The organism is Flavobacterium piscis (genome assembly GCF_001686925.1).
Taxonomy (GTDB): domain Bacteria; phylum Bacteroidota; class Bacteroidia; order Flavobacteriales; family Flavobacteriaceae; genus Flavobacterium; species Flavobacterium piscis.
The window spans coordinates 190690-214402 of record NZ_LVEN01000046.1 but is presented as its reverse complement, the minus strand read 5'-3'; the positions used below and the strand labels follow the sequence as shown (position 1 = coordinate 214402).

At 33.0% G+C, this 23713-nt stretch carries 20 protein-coding genes; 7 read left to right on the top strand and 13 right to left on the bottom strand.

From position 1 onward, the window contains the following. Positions 1–139 precede the first annotated feature (139 nt). From FLP_RS22010 to hflX, 4 genes are all read left to right on the top strand, one after another. Positions 140–2977, top strand: a complete 2838-nt coding sequence (locus FLP_RS22010; protein WP_065451647.1) for a carboxypeptidase-like regulatory domain-containing protein — start codon at positions 140–142, stop codon at positions 2975–2977. A 20-nt stretch (positions 2978–2997) separates the two neighbouring features. Continuing rightward, positions 2998–4347 carry a DUF5689 domain-containing protein gene (locus FLP_RS22005; RefSeq protein ID WP_065451646.1) on the top strand — a complete coding sequence of 450 codons (1350 nt, stop codon included), beginning with the start codon at positions 2998–3000 and terminating at the stop codon, positions 4345–4347. Between the two features lie 138 nt (positions 4348–4485). Continuing rightward, on the top strand, positions 4486–5352 hold the full coding sequence (locus FLP_RS22000; RefSeq protein ID WP_065451645.1) for a hypothetical protein: 867 nt from the start codon (positions 4486–4488) through the stop codon (positions 5350–5352). A gap of 186 nt (positions 5353–5538) precedes the next feature. Further along, positions 5539–6771, top strand: coding sequence for a GTPase HflX (gene hflX / locus FLP_RS21995; RefSeq protein ID WP_065451644.1), 1233 nt, complete (start codon positions 5539–5541; stop codon positions 6769–6771). 155 nt (positions 6772–6926) lie between these two features. Here hflX and FLP_RS21990 read toward each other — a convergent pair whose 3' ends face one another. The 6 genes from FLP_RS21990 to FLP_RS21965 all read right to left on the bottom strand — a co-directional run bounded on the left by FLP_RS21990 (position 6927) and on the right by FLP_RS21965 (position 11101). Then, positions 6927–7877 carry a DUF3078 domain-containing protein gene (locus tag FLP_RS21990; RefSeq protein ID WP_065449321.1) on the bottom strand — a complete coding sequence of 317 codons (951 nt, stop codon included), beginning with the start codon at positions 7875–7877 and terminating at the stop codon, positions 6927–6929. Between the two features lie 78 nt (positions 7878–7955). Then, entirely contained in the window at positions 7956–8465 is a 510-nt protein-coding gene (locus FLP_RS21985; protein ID WP_065449320.1) for a DUF2480 family protein, read from the bottom strand. A gap of 73 nt (positions 8466–8538) precedes the next feature. Next, a complete protein-coding gene (locus FLP_RS21980) occupies positions 8539–8862 on the bottom strand; it encodes an SUF system Fe-S cluster assembly protein (protein WP_055097577.1) in 324 nt (107 codons plus the stop codon). A 163-nt stretch (positions 8863–9025) separates the two neighbouring features. After that, positions 9026–9451, bottom strand: a complete 426-nt coding sequence (locus FLP_RS21975; protein WP_065451643.1) for a SufE family protein — start codon at positions 9449–9451, stop codon at positions 9026–9028. A gap of 2 nt (positions 9452–9453) precedes the next feature. Continuing rightward, entirely contained in the window at positions 9454–9807 is a 354-nt protein-coding gene (locus tag FLP_RS21970) for a hypothetical protein (RefSeq protein WP_243397603.1), read from the bottom strand. A 79-nt stretch (positions 9808–9886) separates the two neighbouring features. Continuing rightward, entirely contained in the window at positions 9887–11101 is a 1215-nt protein-coding gene (locus FLP_RS21965; protein WP_065451641.1) for an aminotransferase class V-fold PLP-dependent enzyme, read from the bottom strand. 221 nt (positions 11102–11322) lie between these two features. Between FLP_RS21965 and FLP_RS21960 the strand changes: the two genes are divergently transcribed. After that, a complete protein-coding gene (locus tag FLP_RS21960) occupies positions 11323–12672 on the top strand; it encodes a serine hydrolase domain-containing protein (RefSeq protein WP_065451640.1) in 1350 nt (449 codons plus the stop codon). Positions 12673–12791: 119 nt separating this feature from the next. Here the strand turns inward: FLP_RS21960 and sufD are convergent, their stop codons facing one another. From sufD to FLP_RS21930, 6 genes are all read right to left on the bottom strand, one after another. Next, a complete protein-coding gene (sufD, locus tag FLP_RS21955; RefSeq protein ID WP_065451639.1) occupies positions 12792–14108 on the bottom strand; it encodes a Fe-S cluster assembly protein SufD in 1317 nt (438 codons plus the stop codon). Between the two features lie 116 nt (positions 14109–14224). After that, the gene (locus tag FLP_RS21950; RefSeq protein WP_065451638.1) at positions 14225–14593 is read right to left on the bottom strand and encodes a four helix bundle protein; all 369 of its coding nucleotides are present in this window, start codon (positions 14591–14593) and stop codon (positions 14225–14227) included. Positions 14594–14633: 40 nt separating this feature from the next. Next, the gene (sufC, locus tag FLP_RS21945; protein ID WP_065451637.1) at positions 14634–15380 is read right to left on the bottom strand and encodes a Fe-S cluster assembly ATPase SufC; all 747 of its coding nucleotides are present in this window, start codon (positions 15378–15380) and stop codon (positions 14634–14636) included. A gap of 13 nt (positions 15381–15393) precedes the next feature. Continuing rightward, positions 15394–15882, bottom strand: a complete 489-nt coding sequence (locus FLP_RS21940; RefSeq protein WP_065451636.1) for a flavodoxin family protein — start codon at positions 15880–15882, stop codon at positions 15394–15396. 7 nt (positions 15883–15889) lie between these two features. Next, a complete protein-coding gene (gene sufB / locus FLP_RS21935) occupies positions 15890–17338 on the bottom strand; it encodes a Fe-S cluster assembly protein SufB (RefSeq protein WP_065451635.1) in 1449 nt (482 codons plus the stop codon). Positions 17339–17406: 68 nt separating this feature from the next. After that, complete coding sequence (locus tag FLP_RS21930; RefSeq protein WP_065451634.1) at positions 17407–17736, bottom strand: HesB/IscA family protein; 330 nt, start codon at positions 17734–17736, stop codon at positions 17407–17409. A 372-nt stretch (positions 17737–18108) separates the two neighbouring features. On the opposite strand from FLP_RS21930, the gene FLP_RS21925 reads away from it, so the two are divergent. Next, positions 18109–19035: a hypothetical protein gene (locus FLP_RS21925; RefSeq protein WP_065451633.1), complete on the top strand. Its 927-nt coding sequence runs from the start codon at positions 18109–18111 to the stop codon at positions 19033–19035. Between the two features lie 221 nt (positions 19036–19256). Beyond that, on the top strand, positions 19257–20114 hold the full coding sequence (locus FLP_RS21920; protein WP_065451632.1) for an MBL fold metallo-hydrolase: 858 nt from the start codon (positions 19257–19259) through the stop codon (positions 20112–20114). Between the two features lie 75 nt (positions 20115–20189). Here FLP_RS21920 and FLP_RS21915 read toward each other — a convergent pair whose 3' ends face one another. Next, positions 20190–23696 carry a T9SS type A sorting domain-containing protein gene (locus FLP_RS21915; RefSeq protein ID WP_065451631.1) on the bottom strand — a complete coding sequence of 1169 codons (3507 nt, stop codon included), beginning with the start codon at positions 23694–23696 and terminating at the stop codon, positions 20190–20192. Positions 23697–23713: the final 17 nt, after the last annotated feature.

Here is a 23713-nt window from a genome sequence, read left to right as displayed (position 1 = left end):
TGAGGTTGAAAATTAAGTTTCGTATTCAACGAAAGTCTTTTCCAAAAACCAATTTTATCTTTTGACGTAAGGATTGAAAGTTTTGAGAATCAAAACGATTCAATCTGAAAACTATTTATCAAAGTAAATTGGGTTTTTCATGGGAAAGAAATACATGTTGTTTTTTATTTTATTGTCTTTTGGAGTTGCTTTTGCACAACAAGAAACTACTTTCTCGGGAATAGTAATCGATGCAAAAACGCAAAATCCTCTTGAAAGTGTTGTGGTAAGTATTCAAAATTCTTCGATCACACAGCTTACCAATACAAACGGAACATTCGAATTGCATTCTGCTATAAAAGGAGAGCAATTATTGCTGCTGAGAAGTCAGGGATATAAAGATTTACTTTTAAAAATAAATTCAAATCCGGAACAAACAGTCAATCTCGGAATATTACAATTAGAAGACAATTTTTCAGATGATGTTCCTGCAACGTTAATCACATTATTAGACAGTGATCTTTCAGATGATAATAGTTCATCAGAAATGACTTCAGGACTTTTACAGTCGTCAAAAGATGCTTTTATGCAAGCTTCAGCTTTCAATTGGGGTCAGGCCCGATTTAGAATTCGGGGTCTGGACAGCGAAAACGGAACTATGATGCTCAATGGTATGGTTATGAATAAAATTTATGACGGAAGGCCGCAATGGAGCAACTGGGGAGGTTTGAATGATGTACTACGAAATCAGGAATTTTCTGTTGGAGCCGCAGCTTCGAACTTTACATTTGGAGGAATACTGGGTACGCAACAAATATCGACCCGCGCTTCGACTTACAGAAAAGGGGCAAGGCTTACTTTTTCAGGAAGTAATACCACTTATAACTGGCGTGCCAATGGTACTTATGCTTCCGGAATGAATTCTTCGGGTTGGGCTTATGTAGTATCAGCCGGAAAACGTATTGGTAATGAAGGTTATTTTGAAGGAACAAATTTTGATGCTGAGTCGTTTTTTATAAGTATAGAGAAAAAGTTAAGCAACAAACATTCGCTGAATTTTACAGGTTTTTACACGCCAAATTCCAGAGGGAAAAATTCAGCAAATACCAATGAAGTGGTTGAATTAACCAACGAAAAATACAATTCGTATTGGGGTTTTCAGGATGGTGAAAAACGAAATGCAAGGATAAAAAAAGTCGAAGAACCCTTATTGATGCTCAACCATTATTATAAAATAAATGAAAAAGCAAACCTCAATTCGAGTGTAATGTATCAATTTGGAAAAGTAGGAAACAGCACGATTGATTATCAAAATGCAAATAGTCCTGATCCTGTTTATTATCGAAAATTACCCAGCTATTATACTTCACTTTACGGAAAAGATATCGGAGAATTTTCAGGAGCGTTTACTCCTGATTATGAAAATGCGGAACTCAATAAAAAACTATTTCTAGAGAATTCACAAATCAATTGGGATGAAATGTATTACGCCAATCAAAAGCCAATATTAAATTCAGATGGAAAAATTACAGGTTATCAGCCTTCACAAAGTCATTTTGTTGTATATGAAGACCGAACAGATGATAAAACGTTTGCTGCCAATTCGAATTTAAATATCCAAATTACCGAAAATAGTTTTTTTGATGGAGGAATAACTTTTCGAAATTTAAAATCTTATCAATTTCAATATCTTTTAGATTTGCTCGGAGGTGAATATTTTGAAGATATCGATGCATTTTACAGCGGAGATCAGTCACAATCAGATTTACAGCATCCAAATCGTCAGGTAAAAAAAGGAGATACTTACGGTTACAATTTTAATCTTCTCGCTACGACAATTGATGCTTTTACGCAGTTTAAGTTTAGTTATAATAAGATCGATTTTTATCTGGGGCAATCGTATTCAGTTTCAAATTATCAAAGAGAAGGTCTTTATCAAAACGGAATTTACCCTACAACTTCTTTGGGTAAAAGTGTAAAAGTGAATTTTGAAAACTTCGGCTTTAAAGGCGGATTCACTTATAAAATCTCTGGAAAACAATGGTTTTTTTTTAACGGAATGCATCTTACCAGAGCGCCATCACTTCGAAATACTTTTGCCAATTCACGCCTGAATAATTCAGTTGTTGACGGCATCGAAAATGAAAATATAAGCAGTGCAGAAGCCAATTATGTTTTCCGTTCGCCCAAACTTAAAATTCGAACAACCGTTTATTATACTTTGATAAAAAATACCGCAAAAACTTCTTTTTTTTATGCCGAAGGTATTTTTGACAGAGGAGCAAGTTATAACAATACAGATGCATTTGTAAGCCAGACTTTAACGCATCTCGACAAGAAAAACATTGGAGCAGAGCTGAGTTTCGAATATCAAATTTCATCAACACTAAAAAGTACATTATCAGTTGCGTATGGTAACTATACTTATAATAGTAATCCAAATGTTTCCATAACAAACGATGCAAATGCAGCAAAGGGAGATACCCAAACTACTTTTGATTTTGGCCAATCATATCTCAAAAACTATAAACAACCGGGTATGCCGCAACAAGCTTACTCTGTTGGGTTAGAATATCGGGACCCAAAATATTGGTGGTTGGGAGCCAACATCAATTATATGACCGAAAGTTATATTGATGTTTCGCCAATTGCCAGAACAGCCCGTTTTTATAAAAATCCAATAAGCGGTTTGGTTTTTCCTGAAGCCACCGAAGAACGTGCAACTGCTTTGCTAAAACAAGAAAAATTCGATCCAATTTCGTTACTAAATGTTAGTGGAGGTAAATCCTGGCGTATTTCCGGTAAATATGTTGGTCTTTTTGCAAGTATAAATAATGTTCTTGATGCGACTTATAAAACAGGTGGTTTTGAGCAGGCGAGGAATGCTAATTTCAGAGCATTAAATCAGGATGTTTCAAGCGGAACGCCATCATTTGGACCTAAATATTATTATGGATACGGAAGAACTTATTTCGTAAATCTAACTATTAGTTTATAAATTCTAAAAACACATTCAAAATGAAAAATAGATATTTAATCCCTTTTTTAGCGTTTTCAATTTCCTTTTTTTATGGTTGTAATAATGAAGTTGAAATTCCAAAGCTAGAATGTACACAGCCTGATTTAGCAGTTAATCAATCGGTTCTAAAAGTTAAGGATCTTTCAGGTTCAGTTCCAAAACAATATAATTACAATGATATCATTGAGGCTTATGTAGTATCGAGTGATGAAGGAGGCAATTTTTTTAAAGCCATTTCTTTTCAAACATTAGCAACAGATAAAGGGCCTGCAATTGGATTTAGCATACCTGTTGATGTTTCGAACACATACATTGATTTTCGCATTGGAAATAAAGTGTATGTAAAACTTAAAAACCAGTTTACAGATTTATATTTTGGAGGAATGCGAATTGGAAGTCTGTACGTCAGTAATGCTGGCGATCCCACTATTGGCAGGGTTTCACAAAATGATTATAAAAATGTTCTGAATGCTTCCTGCACAGTAATTGATGAAAGCCAACTGGTTCAGTCAATTTCTATTGAAGAAGCACTAAATGATGATAAACTCAATACTTTGGTTGAGCTAAAAGATGTGCAATTTACTGAAGAAGCAATTGGTCGCCATTATTTTGAAGAATCCAATAATGTAGGAGGTTCAACCAATTGGAATTTACGGGATAAAACAGGTAATCAGATTATTTTCAGAACAAGCAGTTACGCCAGTTTTGCAGATCATGTCGTGCCCGAAGGAAGCGGAAAAGTGAAAGGAATATTGACAAAATTTGGATCGGATTATCAATTAATGATCAGGTCAGAAAAAGATTTAGTAATGAATGGAAAAAGAACTGTTCCGTTTTTTGCAGAAGATTTTCAATCGGTAAAAAACAATGTAAATTTTACACTGCCGGGTTGGAGCAATATTGTTGAAAAAGCTTCAAAAATATGGAAAAGTATGTTGTATGCCGGAAATGGGTATGCAGAATTTAACACCACCAGTACAACCGCTGCAGAGAATGTTGCCTGGTTGGTCACTCCCAAAATAAACATGACGGGGTATAAAAATGCCGTATTATCTTTTAGAAGTGCCCAACACGATCTTAAAGTCGATTCACCCTTAAATGCATTAGAAGTTTATATCTCCACTAATTTTGACGGATCAAGTGTCACAAAGGCAAAATGGACAAAATTAGAAGCAAATTTACCTTCGTTGTCAACGCCAACAAGACAATTTATAAGTTCCGGCGGAATAGATTTATCTGCTTATTCAGGAAATATTCATATTGCGTTTCGATATGTAGGTTCAGGAAAGGATAAAACATTGAATGGCGCTTTTATGGTTGATGATGTTAAAATTTTTGGAGAAAAATAAGATGCTCAATTTTAAAAACTGAAATTAAAGTGCTGATTTTTAAATGATAATTTAATTGTGTGTTGTTTTTAAGTTTTAAACTGTTAAAATTTAATTGAATTTTGTATTTTGGTCATCCCAAATCAATACAAATACTACATGAAAACCTACTTTATCGCCATCATGATGATGGTTTTTCCATGCTTGTTGCACAGTCAGGATCAAAATGCCCCTGTTAGATTAAAGCAAATCAATATTGTAAAAACAAATTACCAAAATTCTAAAGACGGTGAAATTGTCAACAAAACAGTTGTTTTTAAAGACGGAAAAATAGAAACTATCACCACTTCAGATGTTGTTCAGCACTTTTTTTACAATACAAAAGGATTGCTTGATAAGACTGTAAAAGATAAGATTGGAAGCGAATGGAAAGAAGTCGTAAACTACTCTTACGATGCGGATAATAATATTACAAAATTCGTTAAAAAATACCAGGAAGGTAATGACTATATTACCAAAACAGTAACTTTTGGCTACGAAGGAGCACGAGTAAAAGTAATTACCAAAAAGAGTACGAATCACCAGAATGTTGTTGATGATAACGAATATATCGTAGAAAACGGTATTATTGTACGACGTACTACAAGAGACAGAAACAAGGCTATTATTGGTAAAATTGAATATGTTTACGTAAATGATAATGTTGTAAAACACAAAGGATTGGTAGGCGATAAAATTTCTAAAACCTATACTTTTGATGATAAAAAATCGGTAGATCAATTAATTGTTCAGAGCTTGTTTGGTGACAATTATAAAGTAATTGTACCCATGATTTCGTATCATGAAGAAGAGTTTAGTTTTGAAGCAATATCGTATAATAACGAAATGAACTTTAGTCCGTCATCTACCGTTTTAGTGGGTGTGAGCAGAAAATACAAATACAATAAACTAAACTTTCCAATCTCTTGTTCGCAGATTGAAGAAAACGGAATTGTAAAAACAGAAAAAACTTTTATTTACGAATAAAACGTACTTCTTTAAAAAAAGGCCATTTAAAAATTAAGTTTTGCTAAGATTAAATTCTTAGAATTCTGAATTTTTAAATGGTTTGCTTTTTTATAGAAACACTAATTTCTCAAATAGAACTTAAAAACGGAATTCTATAAGCATTAGTACCTTACAAATCATTAAATTTGCACCTTATTCAAAGCTATGTTAGAAAAAGAAATTATAAATTTTGAGAAAACTGCCATTGTTGGTATCGTGACTCAAAATCAAAGTGAAGAAAAACTTAACGAATATCTCGATGAATTGGAGTTTTTGACCTTTACCGCAGGAGGTGAAGTTATTAAACGCTTTTCTCAAAAAATGGAACGTCCCAATCCTAAGACTTTTGTTGGAACAGGGAAAATTGAAGAAATCAATCTTTTTGTAAAAGAAAACGACATATCGACTTTAATTTTTGATGATGAATTATCGCCATCTCAACAAAAAAATATCTCTAAAATTATAGATTGTAAAATCTTAGACAGAACCCACCTTATTCTTGATATTTTTGCTCAAAGAGCCGAAACTTCGTATGCAAGAACGCAGGTAGAACTGGCGCAATGTCAGTATTTATTGCCTAGACTTTCTGGTATGTGGACACACCTTGAGCGTCAAAAAGGAGGAATTGGAATGCGTGGACCCGGAGAAACCGAGATTGAAACAGACAGACGTATTGTTCGTGATCGTATTGCTCTTTTAAAAGACAAAATAAAAACGATCGATAAACAAATGGGTGTTCAACGCAGTAACCGTGGTGCAATGGTTCGTGTGGCTCTCGTAGGATATACCAATGTTGGGAAGTCGACATTGATGAATGCAGTAGGTAAAAGTGATGTTTTTGTTGAGAATAAATTATTTGCAACTCTTGATACAACAGTTCGAAAAGTAGTGATTAAAAACTTACCTTTTCTATTGTCAGACACAGTAGGTTTTATCAGAAAGCTGCCGACTCAATTGGTAGATTCTTTTAAGAGTACACTGGATGAGGTTCGCGAGGCAGATTTGTTATTGCACATTGTAGACATTTCACATCCTGATTTTGAAGATCATATTGCATCCGTAAATCAGACTTTGCAGGATATTAAAGCAAATGAAAAACCGGTTATTATGGTTTTTAATAAAATTGATGCCTACAAACACTTGACAATCGATGAGGATGATTTAATGACTGAAAAAACGCCAAGACATTACACACTTGAAGAGTGGAAAAGTACCTGGATGCATCGTTTAGGCGAAGATAATGCACTGTTTATTTCGGCAACCAATAAAGAAAATTTTGAAGAATTTAGAGAAAGAGTTTACGAAGCTGTAAGACAAATTCATATTACGAGATTTCCATATAATAAATTCTTGTATCCGGATTATAAAGATGCAATCGAGAAGGAAGAAGAAGAATAAAATTTTTACCGCAAAGAGCGCAAAGGTTTTTTTACAAAGCTTATTTATAAATGTAAGGTTCGCAAAGCTGGATGTTGATTTAGCTTTGCGAACTTTGCAATTTTATGATAATGTAATATAAAAATCTTTGCGCTCTTTGCGGTAAAATTTACAGATTAGAATCCGAAATTAACTCCTAAACCAAATACTTCTCTGGTTTGAAAACCCTGAAAAGCATTATCATCATAAATGGCCTGGAAGGATAAATTAGCAGATAAAAATTTGTTTACTTTCATGATAATATTCAGAGAGTAATTGATATCTACATTTTGTGGATCTTCTAAATAATTAGAATATAAATTCAAAGTATTCTCTGCAGTTACATTGGTCATGATCGCCAATTTGTAATAAACCGATGCATAGAAACCTAATTCGTAACGCATGGTTTTATTAGCATCTACACCAAAATAATCACCACTTACATAAGGTAATCCCGTTGCTCTGTCGATTCCTGCAGTATAAGCGCCATCTACGAATGTAAATTTCGAGGTTAAAGGCGCAAAGTTAATTTTTAGATTATCATCCTTTGTCCAGTAAATACCCGGACCTGTAGTAAGATAACCAGGAGACATAAATTGGGTATTTTCTGTTCTAATCTCCTTTCCGTTCTCATCCTTGCCATATAAGTAACCGGTTGTAAACTGAGTTCTGAAATTCACGAAATAAGAGTAATACCATTCACCAAAAGCTCTTTTTCCAAGGATTGAGTTGAATTCAAGACGGTCATCAGTCTTTTTTTCGTAGTCGGCATTTTTAGTTTGTAAAAGTCCGTAAGAAGCTAAAACTTTATTATCCCACGTAAGATCGTCCTTTTTGTAATTGAAATCATAGTTGATTCCCAAGGTTCCTGAAAAGCTATCTTCACCTCCTGCAATCCAGTTATTAAAGCTCGATTGATTTAGCAAAAGAGAAACTGTTCCTTTTGCTTTCCAGCCTTCTCCCTCGATAGTATCATTAATTTTCTTTACTGCTTTTTCAGTGTTTTGGATTAATTCTTTTTCAGAATTTTGGGCTTGAACAAAAGTTAAGTTCGCTAAAATAAAAAGTAATAATGTTAGCTTTCTCATGGTATATAGTTTAAATGTATAAGAACAAATATACTAAAAAACCGTTAAAAGCTTTGGGATTATCGACCGTAAAGAAAGTTATTTCTTAGATTCTTTGTATAAAGGTACTGCTGAGCAAGCTTCGCCATACATAATACTTCTTGCAAAAGGTTGCAGGTAAGTTGCGGCTAAAATATACGCGCGAGTTGGAACCGGTTTTTTCGAACAGCCTTTTACAATAACAGGTTTGTTTTTGTAGTCAGAATAATCAAGTTTGCTTAGAATCTCTTCATATAAGCTTGCATCTAAATCTTCGATAGTTCCGTTGACTACTTTTTTAGCATAAGGCGCTAATTGAATCGCTACCAGAATAGACGACCAGGCAGGAACAATAGCATCTGTACTGCAGTTTATAGCCACATATTGATCTTGATATTGCGACCAATCGTGATTTTTTAAGTGCTCTCTAAAGTCTTTTTCTTTCAATAAAAATCCTTCTAAAAGCCATTGCGAAATGTCAATTTGCACACGCGCTCCTTTTGGATAATAATCCTCAAGATCAAAAACTTCTAAGGCACTATTGGCAACTTTATTGATAATTTCTTCCATATGAAAAAGTTAGTTTCAAGTTTCAGGTTTCAAGTTGTTGAAACCTGAAACCTTAAACTTGAAACAAATTTTATTAAAGCATTCCTAATTCTAATTTTGCTTCTTCGCTCATTAAATCTTTACTCCATGGCGGATCGAAAGTAATTTCAACATCAACATCTTTAATGTTTTCGATTGTTTTTACTTTTTCTTCTACTTCTCTTGGTAAACTTTCCGCAACCGGACAGTTAGGTGATGTTAATGTCATCAGGATTTTTACTTCGTAATCTGTATTTACCATTACGTCATAAATTAATCCTAACTCATATATGTCTACAGGAATCTCAGGATCGTAAATGCTTTTTAAAACCTTTACAATTGATTCTCCTAATTCGTTTGTGTCTATTTCTTGTTCCATTTTCTTTGTTTTTATTTTTTTTCCACCATGTAAGTGATGTAAGTTCATTTAAACAGCAAGTGTTTTTTTTATACCATTAAGATATTAAGAAAATTAAGCTTCTACTTCTTTATGAAACTTAATAACTTAATGGTTCATATTAAAAACATTATGTTTAAAAATTTTAATTTCTATTTTTAGAATCAAAAGCCAAAGCGTACATTTTGATGTTTTTAATCATCGAAACCAATCCGTTTGCGCGAGTGGCAGATAAATGCTCTTTTAAACCAATTTCGTCAATAAACTGAGTATCTGCATTTATAATGTCTTCTGCTTTTTGATTCGAAAACGCACGAATTAAAATGGCGATAATTCCTTTGGTTAAAATCGCGTCACTATCAGCAGTAAAAACAATTTTATCGTCTTTTTGTTCTCCTTGCAGCCAAACTTTCGATTGACAGCCTTTGATTAAATTCTCTTCTGTTTTGTATTCTTCTTGAATCAAAGGAAGACTTTTTCCTAATTCGATGATGTATTCGTAGCGTTGCATCCAATCGTCGAACATCGAGAATTCATCTATTATTTCGTTTTGTATTTCTTTTATTGTCATAATTATTCTTTCGTGAAACCTACGAGCAAATTTACCAATTTTTCTATTTCCTTAGGAGGATAGCCATTGTCAAAACCTGGCGTTTCGTAGATCTTCTGATTCTGAACTATTTTTAAATTTCCAATCGCGGCACCATCATAAAAACGTTTTTCAGTAGGTCCTTTTAATGTTGGAATACTTTCTAAATTAATTTTCGAAAATTCCGCTACAATCTCTTTCCATTGAGCGTCACTTAAGTTAGTTACTACTGGCTGCGTATTTTTACCATTGGTAACCGAAACTGTTTTATTTTGAACAATTACCAATTTATACAGGCCTCTTGAAACAGCCGAATATTCCATTTGTGTTGATGTCATATCGCTCGTTTTTTGGCTAGAGCAGCTTGTTCCGATGAAAATCGTTAAAAGCAATAAAGATAGTATTCTCATAATTTTTTTAGCTTAACATGGTTTTTGCTTTCTTCACCGCTTCAACCATTGCATCAATTTCTTCTATTGTATTGTAGAAAGAAAACGAAGCACGGATTGTTCCGGGAATGCAGAAAAAGTTCATGATGGGTTGTGCACAATGATGTCCGGTTCTAACTGCAATTCCTAATTTGTCGATAATTGAACCAATATCGTAAGGATGAATTCCATCTATATTAAACGAAACTACAGAAGCTTTATTTTTTCCGGTTCCGTAAATTTTTAGACCTTCTATTTCTAAAAGACGCTTTGTAGCATGTTCTAGCAATTTTTCTTCTTGTTTTTGAATGTTATGGAAACCAATGTTGTTTAAATAATCAACAGCAGTTCCTAAAACAATTCCGCCGGCAATATTTGGAGTTCCGGCTTCAAATTTATGAGGAAGATCAGCATAAGTCGTTTTCTCAAAAGTAACTTCTTTGATCATTTCTCCGCCACCCTGATAAGGAGGCAATTTGTTTAACCATTCTTCTTTTCCGTATAAAATTCCAGTTCCGGTCGGACCGCACATTTTATGTCCCGAAAAGGCATAAAAATCACAATCTAAATCCTGAACATCCGGTTTTAAATGCGGAACAGCCTGCGCACCATCGATCAAAACTGCAGCGCCAACAGCGTGTGCTTTTTCGATCATATATTTTATAGGATTGATGATTCCTAATGCGTTCGAAATATGATTTACAGTTACAACTTTAGTTTTTTCTGAAAGTAAAGCCTCAAAAGCTTCCATAATCAACTCACCGTCTTCATTCATTGGAATAACTCTAAGAGTTGCTCCGGTTTTCTCACACAACATTTGCCAAGGCACAATATTACTATGATGCTCTAAAGAGGAAACAATTACTTCATCGCCTGGTTTTAAAATTGAAGCAAAACCATTCGTTACTAAATTGATTCCGAATGTTGTTCCTGAGGTAAAAAGTACTTCGTGAGACAACTTAGCATTGATATGATGTTGGATTTTTACTCTTGAAATTTCGTAAGCATCAGTCGCCAATTGACTTAGTGTGTGAACACCACGGTGAATGTTGGCATTTATTTCCTGATAATAGGTCGCAATCGCATCGATCACAATTTGTGGTTTCTGTGAGGTTGCCCCGTTATCGAAATATACTAATGGTTTTCCGTTTACTTTTTCCGAAAGTATCGGAAAATCAGCTCTTATTTTTTGGATATCTAGCATGTCTTATTTAGAAAAATTCTATTTACAAAAGTACTAAAACTAAATTGGTTTATCCATCAAAACTATAATTTCCTTTTATGGCACTATCAATCGAAGTCTTGAATGTTGATTCTGTAAAATTAAGTTGCGTTTTGTAAATTATGTGAATTCAAAATGTAAATTAGATGCTAAAATCGTGACTATAAATTATTTATATTGCAGTAAAAATATCTTTTGTGAATATGAAAAAAATCCTCAGGTTACTGGCACTTGTTTTTCTGATTGTACTTTTTTATTTTGGATTTACTACTTATCCAAAGCTTGAATTAATCTCTGGCTTTTCGGCCAAAAGTATTGCTTCGGGACATTTTTTAGATCATCGGTCGAAAGAATTAATCGAAAAAAGTGATAATGATATTCCTTTAATGGAATTGGCATCAAATACAATTGATGAAGCCGGAAAATTTGCAACATCTTCTGTTTATGGTTTAAAAGAAAGAAAGGCGATTTATCGTGAAGGTTTAGGAGCAACTTTAATTGATGATGATTATGATATTTCGAAACCTTATCTGCTTCCTAAACGAACTAAATTAGTCAATAATTTGCCTTTTCCTTACGGTAATAATGAACCAAAAGATACGCTATTTTCGAATGTAGATTATTCGAAATTAAAAAAAATGGTTGACGATTCTTTCGATAAAAATGGAGGAAAAGCAAAAAGAACACGCGCCGTTGTAGTTTTGTATAAAGACAAATTGATAGCCGAACAATACGATAAGGACTTTAATAAAGACAGTAAAATTTTAGGCTGGTCGATGACAAAAAGTATTACCAATTCGGCTTTTGGAGTTTTAGCCAAACAAGGTAAAATAGATATTTACAAACCTGCACCAATTGCAGAATGGCAAAATGACGAACGTAAAATTATCACTATAAACGATTTGCTGCATATGAATTCCGGTTTAGAATGGGAAGAGAATTACAGCAAAATTTGTGATGCGACAATAATGCTTTTTCAATCTGGAGATATGGCCAAAGTACAGCGCGAAAAACCGGCTCAGTTTAAACCCAATACCCATTGGAATTATTCGTCAGGAACAACCAATTTATTGTCCGGAATTTTGAAAAGTCAGTTTAAAACACAACAGGAATATCTTGATTTTTGGTACAGTGCCGTAATCGATAAAATAGGAATGAATTCGATGATTGTGGAACAAGATATGGCAGGAACATTTGTTGGCTCATCTTATGCCTGGGCAACGGCCAGAGATTGGTCGAAATTTGGATTATTATATCTTCATAAAGGAAACTGGAACGGCGAACAAATCCTTGATGAAAGCTGGGTTAAATACACCGCGACACCAACAAATACTTCTGAAGGAAAATATGGAGCGCAGTTTTGGCTAAACGCTGGAGGAAAATTCCCGGATGTGCCTCGTGATATGTTTTATTGCAGCGGATATCAGGGACAAATGGTGGCAATTATTCCTTCACTAGATATGGTAATCGTGAGAATGGGTTTGAAAGAAGACGATCAGGGATTTGATTTTAATGGTTTTTTGAAAGATGTGATTTCTGCAGTAAAAAAATAAAATTTAACCGCAAAGAGCGCAAAGTATAAAACCGCAAAGTTCGCAAAGCTTATATAAAAACTTTGCGAACCTTGCGTAAACCTTAGCTCCCGATAGCTATCGGGATTGCGGTTAAGTTTTTACAAATCAAATCCTAAATTCACACCTAATTTCACGGCAATGATTTTAGTAATTCTTTGTTTCAATTCCGGTATTTTAATGCTTTCAATAACGGCATTTGAAAATGCGTACATCAATAAAGCTTTTGCTTCTTTTTTAGGAATACCACGTGATTGCATGTAGAACATAGCCGTTTCATCTAATTGTCCAATAGTACAACCGTGAGAACATTTTACGTCATCAGCAAAAATTTCTAATTGCGGTTTTGCATTGATAGTTGCTTTGTCACTCAATAAAATGTTGTTGCTTTTTTGGAAAGCATTTGTTTTTTGAGCTTCTCTTTCTACCAATATTTTTCCGTTGAAAACTCCTGTTGAACGATCAGAAAAAATTCCTTTATAATCCTGGAAACTTTCGCAATTTGGTTGTGAATGTTTTACTAAAGTATAATGATCAACGTGTTGTTTATCGTTAAGAATCGTGATTCCGTTAAGCGTACTTGTCAATCTTTCACCAAAGTGATAAAAATTCAAATTGTTACGCGTTAAATTTCCTCCAAACGAAAAAGTATGTACATAAGCGTGACTTTCCTGCTGTTGCGAAACATAAGTGTTATCAACTAAATTCGCCTCGCTATTATCGTTTTGAATTTTGTAATAGTCAACAATCGCACGTTTTTGAGCAAAAATCTCTGTAACCGAATTGGTTAAAACCGGATTTTCATTCAAACTCTGGTGACGTTCGATAATTTGAACATGCGAATTTTCACCCACAATAACCAAATTTCTTGGCTGAACCAATAAAGCAGCTTCGTTTCCTGTTGAGAAATACATGATCTCGATAGGTTTGTCAGCGACTTTCTTTTGTGGAATATTAATGAAGGCTCCTTCGCTTGCAAAAGCAGTATTCAACGAAGTCAAGCTTTCGTCTTTACTTGCAATTTGGTTGAAATATTTGTCTATAACCATTTTATATTTTGGTTTAGTCAAAGCCGATGACATCAGGCAAACATCAATTCCGTCATGCGTCGTAGAAGACAAATGCGAACTAAAAACGCCATCAATAAACACTAATTTATAAGTGTCGATTTCGTGTAAAAAGTATTTTTTTACCTGATTAAATTCGATTGCATTTTCCTGCTTAGGAAAAACCGTAAAGTCATTTTTTAAGATGGCGTTTAGGGATGTATATTTCCAAGCTTCTTCTTTTTTGGTTGGGAAACCTTTATTTTCGAAGTTTTTTAAGGCATTTGTGCGAATGTCATGCAAATCTGAATGTACATCGACACGCTCTTCAAAAGCCATAAAAGACGATACTAATTTTTCTTTTAAATCCATTTTGTTTATTAGTCTTAAAGTCGAAAGTCGAAAGTCAAAAGACTTTGGATTGTCGACTATTTTTGTGAAAAAATCATAAACTAAGTTGAGTCTAAACAGACTTGCAACTTTTGACTTTATGACTTTTGACTCAAATATTTAATGAAACCGCTTAATAATTTCGATATTTCAGTTACCGAATCTAAAAGCATTTCAAATTCTTCTTTTATAATATATTCTAAATCAAAAGCTAAATATAGTTGAGATCTAACTTCTCCTGCAGATGCTTTGGCTACGTATAAAAAATAAACAAACTCTTTATCTGTATTTCTTTCAAAACCTTCTGCTATATTTGATGATATAGAAAGTGATGCACGTCTTATTTGTCTAACGAAATCAAAGTCTTTTTTGAAATTAGAATTTTCAGTAACTAAATATATTTTCTTATTGAAGATCCTGGATTTCTGCCATGAATTTATTTCTTCAAAAGATCTAAATTTACTCATGCTCTACTTTTGACTTTATGACTTTAGACTTTCAGACTGACTAGTTCTCCGCTTTAATCCAGTCGTATCCTTTTTCTTCCAATTCGTAAGCCAATTCTTTTCCGCCTGATTTTACGATTCTTCCGTTGTAAAGAACGTGAACGAAATCCGGAACGATATAATCTAGCAAACGTTGGTAGTGTGTGATTACGATAATTGCGTTTTTCTCGCTTTTCAATTTGTTAACTCCGTTAGCCACAATTCTTAAAGCATCGATATCAAGACCAGAATCTGTTTCGTCAAGGATAGCTAATTTTGGCTCTAACATGGCCATTTGAAAAATCTCGTTTCTTTTTTTCTCTCCTCCAGAAAAACCTTCGTTTAAAGAACGAGATAAAAATTTACGATCGATTTCTAATAATTCAGATTTCTCACGAATAACTTTCAGCATTTCGTTCGCAGGCATTTCGGCTTGACCGTTTGCTTTACGAGTTTCGTTGATGGCAGTTTTCATAAAGTTAGTTACACTAACTCCAGGAATTTCTACAGGATATTGAAACGAAAGGAAAACGCCTTTGTGTGCTCTTTCTTCAGGGGCAAGATCAGCAAGATCTTCTCCGTCAAGGAAAACCTGTCCGTCAGTAACTTCGTAGTTTTCGTTTCCTGCAATAACTGCAGAAAGTGTACTTTTTCCAGAACCGTTTGGTCCCATGATAGCGTGTACTTCGCCAGCTTTAACTTCTATATTAATTCCCTTAAGGATTTCTTTATCACCAATTCCGGCGTGAAGGTTTTTTATTGATAACATTGTTTTTTTATTTTTATATAAATGTCAATTCTATTTTTGTTGTTTGGTTTAGGATGTTGGCATTAAAATGCGCGTGTCCTAAATATTCCATGCCTAAATAATCGGCTGATTTTTTGAACGGAATGTAAAAACTTTCTTCGATTTCATTATCGTGTGAATTTGATATCACGCCAATTTTCTTTCCTCTTAGTTTTCGTCCGGTTTCTTTCTCAATTCTGATTAAATCCGAAATGCGATCAAAGAAAACCTTCATGATTCCACTCATATTGTACCAATATATGGGAGTTGCAAAAATTAAAGTGTCGTAATTTTCGATAATACCTTTTATTAGAGGCAAAAAATCATCTTCTCTGTTTTTGCTTTCGTAATCATAATAGGAAATGTTAAAATCACTCAAATTAATTACCTCTATTCCGTGTTCTTTAGAAATCTCGTCTACAATTTTTGTTGTATTTCCGTTTTTTCTGGATGAACCTAAAATAATGACTTTCTTTCCTTCCATCTTGCAATTAACCTACAGATCCTTCTAAAGAAATCTCTAATAATTTTTGAGCTTCAACAGCAAATTCCATTGGTAATTTGTTCAATACATCTTTACTGAAACCGTTTACAATTAAGGCAATCGCTTTTTCAGTTGGGATACCTCTTTGGTTGCAATAAAAAACCTGATCTTCTCCAATTTTACTTGTAGTTGCTTCGTGCTCGATTTTAGCCGATGGATTTTTACTTTCAATATAAGGGAAAGTATGCGCTCCACAATTGTTACCCATTAATAAGGAATCACATTGCGAAAAGTTTCTTGCATTCTCAGCTCTAGGGCTAATTTGCACTAATCCACGGTAACTATTTTGTGATTTACCAGCCGAAATACCTTTAGAAATAATAGTCGATTTAGTATTTTTACCTAAATGGATCATTTTAGTTCCGGTATCTGCCTGTTGGTAATTATTGGTAACGGCAATCGAATAAAATTCTCCTACCGAATTGTCTCCTTTAAGTACACAAGAAGGATATTTCCAGGTTACAGCAGAACCTGTTTCAACTTGTGTCCATGAAATTTTAGCGTTTGTTTCGCATAGACCTCTTTTTGTTACGAAGTTATAAACTCCACCTTTTCCTTCTTTGTTTCCAGGAAACCAGTTTTGAACAGTAGAATATTTAATTTCAGCATCATCCAAAGCGATTAATTCAACCACAGCAGCGTGCAATTGATTTTCGTCACGACTTGGAGCAGTACAACCTTCAAGGTAGGATACGTAACTTCCCGCATCTGCAATAACAAGTGTTCTTTCGAATTGTCCTGTTCCTGCCTGATTGATTCTGAAATAAGTTGAAAGTTCCATTGGGCAACGAACGCCTTTTGGAATATAACAGAAACTTCCGTCAGAGAAAACCGCTGAGTTTAATGCTGCGTAGAAGTTGTCTTTTTGAGGTACAACTGTTCCTAAATATTTACGAACTAATTCTGGATGTTCTTTGATAGCTTCAGAAATAGGACAGAAAATAATTCCTTTTTCTCCTAATGTTTTCTTGAAAGTAGTAGCCACAGAAACAGAATCGACCACAATATCCATAGCGACATTGTTCATCATTTTTTGTTCGTCTACAGAGATTCCTAACTTTTTGTACATTTCTAAAAGTTCCGGATCTACATCATCCAAAGTTTTGTTTGGATCTACTTGTTTTGGAGCTGAATAATAAGAAATCGCCTGAAAGTCTGGTTTTACATAATGAACATTTGCCCATTCCGGTTCAATCATTTCTTTCCAGGCACGAAAAGCCTCGATGCGCCATTCGGTCATCCATTCCGGCTCTTCTTTTTTAAGAGAAATAGCTCTTACGATATCTTCGTTTAAGCCAATAGGAAACGTCTCCGATTCTATATCGGTATAAAATCCGTATTCGTATTCTTTCGTTTCGAGTTCGATTTTTAAATCGTCTTCTGTGTATTTTGACATTTTTTAGTTTTTTAAAACGCTTAAAATAAATTTTTTAACCGTTTAAATTTTTGCTTTTAGACTTTAATTTATAGTGAAAAAGATTCTCCGCAACCACAAGTTCTGCTTGCATTTGGATTGTTAAACACAAAACCTTTTCCGTTTAATCCGCCTGAAAATTCAAGAATTGTTCCGGCTAAATATAGAAATGATTTTTTTTCAACTGCAATCGTTATGTCGTTGTCTACAAATATTTTATCGTCGTCGCCTTTGGCTTTGTCAAATTTTAAATCATAAGACAAACCAGAGCATCCGCCACTTTTCACGCCTACTCTTACATAGTCGTGTGCAGCATCAAAACCATCATCTTTCATCAAGTCGATGATTTTCTTTTTGGCTGTATCAGAAACTTTTATCATTGTTTATGGTATTTATTTTTTGCTTTCATTTAAATCTGCATTTCAAAATCGTAATTAATTGATTACATTTTAAAGTGCTGTCTTTCAATGTTGAAATAAAATTATCTGCAAAGATACGACTTAAAAACCTTTTTCCATAACGCTTCACATTATTATAACAAATGTTAAAATAGATATTAGTTATATTGCTAAATCAAATATCATTGTTAATGTGGTTTATTTGTTTATAAGCATTTTTTATCGAAAATTTAAAAAGCTGCCAATTTCATAAGATTTACTTGTCAATAGTTACTACTAAGTGTTAAAAAAGCGTATTTATACGCATTACAGACATTTTTTTATTGTTACTTTTGCGAAAAATTGGGAAGAATTATGAAAAAACAATACATAAATAAGTGGATTAAAGCACTTTTGGCAGTATTTTTTGTTTTTGGAATAGGTGCTGCAGTCTTTATTTTTAGTGAAGAATTACATGATACTGATAAGAAAATCAAGAAGATAGCAACAGATCAGAAATTTAGTGAATCAAGTTCTGAGTCACTTTCTCAAAAAAATATTTTAGATTCTTTAAGTACTTTAAAACTAGCTTATGATGTAGCTATTTTAGAGAAAACTTCTTTGTCTCAACAATTAGAACTTGAAAAAAGAAACATCGAAAACCTGATGGAAATTATAAAAGCTTCTAAAAATCCTTCTGCTGAGCAAATTCAGGTATATCGAAAACAGCTTTCAGACATGAAAATCGCATTAGAATCTAAAGTGATTGAAATTAAAAAATTAAAATCTCAGAATAAAAATTTACTTAGCGAAATAGAAAGTCAGAATGTCGTCATGTACAAACAAAAGACAGAGAATGACACTTTGGTTTCTAAACAAAAAAAATTAGAATCGACCTTAAAAGATGCTTCGAAGCTGGTGACAAATAATTTTAGTGTAATAGCGCTTAAGGAAAAAAAATCGGGACAAGAACTGGAGACACAGAAAGCAAAAAATACTAAAAAGCTAAAAGTAAGTTTTTCTGTTAATGGGAATGCTGTTGCAAAAACAGGAAAAAAAGTTTTTTATATTCAGGTTTTAGATCAGAAAAATAAGGTTCTGGGTGAAAATAAATTAATTGAATTTGGAAATGATAAAGCTCTGGTTTATAGTTTTATTGTGGCCGTAGATTTTCAGGGAAAAGCGGCAAATGTTTACGGGATTTTAAATGCTGATGAAAGTGCATTTAAAAAAGGAACTTATTTTGTCAACTTCTTCGACAAACAGGAAATAATGGGAAGTACTTCGATTACGCTTGAATAATCACTGACTTTTAGCCCACTGATTTTACTGATCTAACAGATTGACACAGATTTTTTTATTTGTGCCAAGGTTTGAAAATTTGATTAAACTAAAAAAATCTGCGTAAATCCGTAAAATCAGTGGACAATCTTTATATATACAAAAAAATATTATTTAAAGAATGCTTAGTATAAAGAGATTGGATTTCCTAGCTTTGTTTTTAATACTAGAAATTTTTTCTCATGAAACTTTACCCAATAGAATCCGGAAATTTTAAGTTAGATGGCGGCGCCATGTTTGGTGTTGTACCAAAAACAATCTGGAACAAAACCAATCCCGCAGATGCCAATAATTTAATTGATATTGCGGCGCGTTGTTTACTGATCGAAGATAGAAACCGACTGATTTTAATTGATACAGGAATGGGCGATAAACAATCTGAGAAGTTTTTTGGTTATTATTCGCTTTGGGGATCTCATTCGATAGATAAATCATTAGCGAAATATGGTTTTAGCCGAGATGATATTACGGATGTTTTTATGACGCATTTGCATTTTGACCATTGTGGAGGAAGCGTTCAGTGGAATTCGGATAAAACATTTTATGAACCGGCTTTTAAAAATGCTAAATTTTGGACGAACGAAAATCATTGGAATTGGGCAACAAAACCCAACGCCCGCGAAAAAGCATCATTTTTAGCGGAGAATATTTTACCCATGCAGGAAAGCGGACAATTGAATTTTATAAAACGTCCTGAATCTGATTTTGGCTTTTCGGAAGAAATGAATTTAGGAATTTATTACGTCGACGGTCATACTGAAAAACAAATGATTCCGCACATTCAATATAATGATAAAACCATTGTTTTTTGTGCCGATTTACTGGCGACAGCCGGACATATTCCGTTGCCCTATGTTATGGGGTACGACACAAGACCTTTATTGACAATGCCGGAAAAATCGAAATTTTTGAATGCGGCAGCGGATAATAATTATTATTTGTTCTTAGAACATGACGCACACAATCAAATTATAACAGTTGAACATACGGAGAAAGGTGTTCGATTGAAAGAGGTTTTTACCTGCGAGGAGATTCTTTAAAACGAACTTTAAAACATAAAAAATCCCGTTTTCAGAATTTTGAAAACGGGATTTTTTAGTTTAACTACATATGATTTATTCTACAATCACTTTTTTAGCCGAAGCTGCGTCTTGATTGATTAAGTATATATAATAAATTCCCTTTGGCAAGCCAGATAAATTAATCGTGTTATCGGTATTACTTGGATTTAATGTAAATGATTTTACAAGCTGTCCCAAAGTGTTATAAACGGTTGCTTTTTCTAATGACACATTATTTATGGTTACTTCCCCTTTTGTTGGATTGGGATATACTACCGCTTTGTCGAAAACAGATTCTTCAATGCCTAAATTTTCACAAGTACTGGAATAGGTAGAGGTAGGTTCTTTTATATTACTCCATTTTGCGTTGGAAAATTCTACATTATCAACCTGAATACAGGAAAGTTTTTTATTGTTTAAAAAACTGCAAGCATCTATTATAGAACTTGTTTTATTTTTAGTACCTGACGAAGGGAGTATAAAATTCTCGTTATTTCCGTTTTGTAAATTCAAAGACGTTAAAGGGTTGAATTCAAGGAAAACAAGTTCTAAAAGTGGATTGTGAGATAAATCTAAAGTTGTTAAAAGATTATTACCAAGATTTAACCTTTTTAAAAGTGGATTCTTACTAAGATCTATGGTTGTTAATTTTGCATCATTAAAATATAACATTTCCAATTTTGGATTCGAAGAAACATCTAAAGCTGAAATTGTGGTATAAATACAATTCAATTGTAAAAGATTAGGTTGATTTGAGACATTTAATATTGTCAAATTATTTTGTCCGCACCAAAGAGATTCAATCTGTGTATTTGATGAAATGTCCAGATTGCTTAATAAATTATTATCGCAGGTTAAGTAATGAAGATCTTTGTTTTGTGATAAATCTATTGTTGAAATCTGATTCTTACTGAACGTTAAGCTAAATAATTCAGTATTTGCAGTAATATTTAGACTTGATAGTGTGTTATCATGTAGATCTAAACCTCTTAATACTTTATTATGCTCTAAATTTATATTTCTTATTGTGTTGTATTTACAATCTAAATAAAGTAAAGCTTGAAAGTCTTCAATCCCAGTAAGGTCACTTATGTTAGAACTTTGTAAGTTTAAAGAAATAACCTGACTAATACTAGCACTTTTAACTTTACCATTTTTTCCATCTTTGTCAATTTCTAAGGCGATTAATTTGTCTTCAAAATTAGAGTCTGGAATTAAGGTATATCTCACACAGTCTACATTGTAGTTTGCAGTGGCATCTTTTAGAGTTGCCCAATTTGCCTCAGAATAATTTACGTCATCAACCTGAATACAAGTTAAGTTGGGGTTATTAGTAAAGTTAGAAGTAAGAGTTAGATTACTGTTGTTTCCGTTTTTTAAATCTAAACCTATTAAGTTATTATTACTACAATTTACAAGTCTTAAAGTTTTGTTTTGTGAAAGATCTAAAGTTGATAAAAGATTTTCGGAACAATTTAAATTGCTTAAACTTATAAAACCTTTAATTCCGGTCAAGTCTTTTATATTGCTTAAAGAAACGTCTAATGAAGTAATTGTTGAAATACTGGTATTTAAAACAGATCCGTTTTTGCCATCAGTATCAATATTCATTGCAATTAATTTTTCTTCAAAAGCTGGATCGGGTATTATTGTAACTTGAGAACAATCAATAGTAGAATAAGATGCAGAAGGATCTTTAAAGCTTTCCCAATTTTTATTAGAAAAAAGCGCATCATCAACTAAAATACAAGTAAGTTGTGGGTTCTTTGTAAAATCAATGTTGTATAAATTTAATACTGCTTTACTATTATTTCCATTTCTTAAATTTATACTTGTAAGAAGTTTATTTTCGGAACATAATATAGAGGTTAAGAGAGTGTTTTTAGAAAGATCTAAACTTGTTAGTTGATTTGAAGGACACCATAATGTTGATAATTTTTTATTATTTGAAACATCAATATTTGTTAGTCTGTTTGAATTACAAGCCAAAAGGATTAACTCATTATTTTGAGAAAGATTTAGACTTGCGATTTCGTTATAAGAGAGTGATAAATATTGTAAATTGGTATTTTTTGAAGTGTTTAAAGCTATTAATTTATTGTAGCCAACATTTAGATTGGTTAAAGCTAAGTTTTTAGAGATGTCAATATTTGTTATTTTATTCGACATGCAGCTTAAATTTGTCAAAGACTCAAAGTCCTCAATTCCTGTTAAATCAGTAATGTTACTGTTGTAAAGGTCTAAACTTGTTATTGAAGAGATTTTAGAAGTCATTATTTTTCCGTCGGGAGTTCCAGAATCTATTCCTAATGAGATTAATTTAGTTTCAAAATTGATATCGGGAATCAAAGTATACAAAGTGCAATCAATATTGTACTTAGCTGTAGCATCTTTAATAGTTAACCAGTTCGCATTAGAATAATCAACATCATCTACTTCAATACAGGTTAGATTTGGGTTGTTGATGAAATTTGAATACGTAAGATCTAAATTTATGTTGTTTCCATTTTTTAAATTCAAATAAGTTAATTGATTGTTCTCGCAAGCCAATTCGGTTATTTTTGGATTTTTAGAAATATCAACACTTTTTATTTGGTTATTTAAACAATCAAACAGATATAATTCTGGATTGAGTGAAACATCAATTGCAGTTAGATTATTATAGTGGCACATCAGTTGCTCAAGAAGTACATTTTTGGATACATCTAAACTTGTAATTTGATTTTCATGACAAACTAAACTGGTTAATAAAGTATTTGCCTTAGTATCCAAAGTCGTTAGTTGATTATAACCAACATCTAGATATGATAGTTTGGTGTTCTTAGATAAATTGATATTTGTTAATTGGTTTTTACGAACATATAAATCTGTCAAAGATGTAAAGTCTTCAATCCCCGTTAAGTCAGATATTGAGCTATTATTTAAAGATAAAATTGTTAATTCTGAGACATTTTTAGTCAGGACCTTTCCGTCAGTATCTCCCAAATCAATTCCTAAAGCGATTAATTTCTTTTCAAAATTAAGATCAGGAATTAATGTGTATTGCACAGCTGTCTCTGTAGGATCTATAACAACAACATCGTCAATTAAAACATCAAAAGTCTCCTCATCAAAACTGAAAACTGAAATAGATAGTTCATATGAAAGATCTAAATCTGGAGTGAAAGTAGTTTCTCTTTGAGTCCAGTTATTATTTATTGCAAAAGTGCTGCTTGATAATGTAGTTCCGCTACCATTTTGGAATATCTTTAAAGCAATTGGGTGCAAGCCGCTATAATTATTGTTAACATACTTATACTTAAATTTCACAGTATAAGTTACTCCGGCTTTTAATAGAACCTGAGAAGTAACTTTGGGAGCTAAAGTTTTATCTGTTAAAGATAATTTTGCACTATATTGCCCTTCGGCTTTATCTGTACTTGATGAAACTGAATTTGTAACTATCCAGTTTTTAGGTGCATTACTAACCCAATTTTCAAAATCTCCATTTGGGACTAAGTTGGTTTGCGCATGAATAGAAAAATTTGCTAGTAATAGCAAGAAGAGTAGTTTTGTTTTCATAGATGGGATTTATAGTT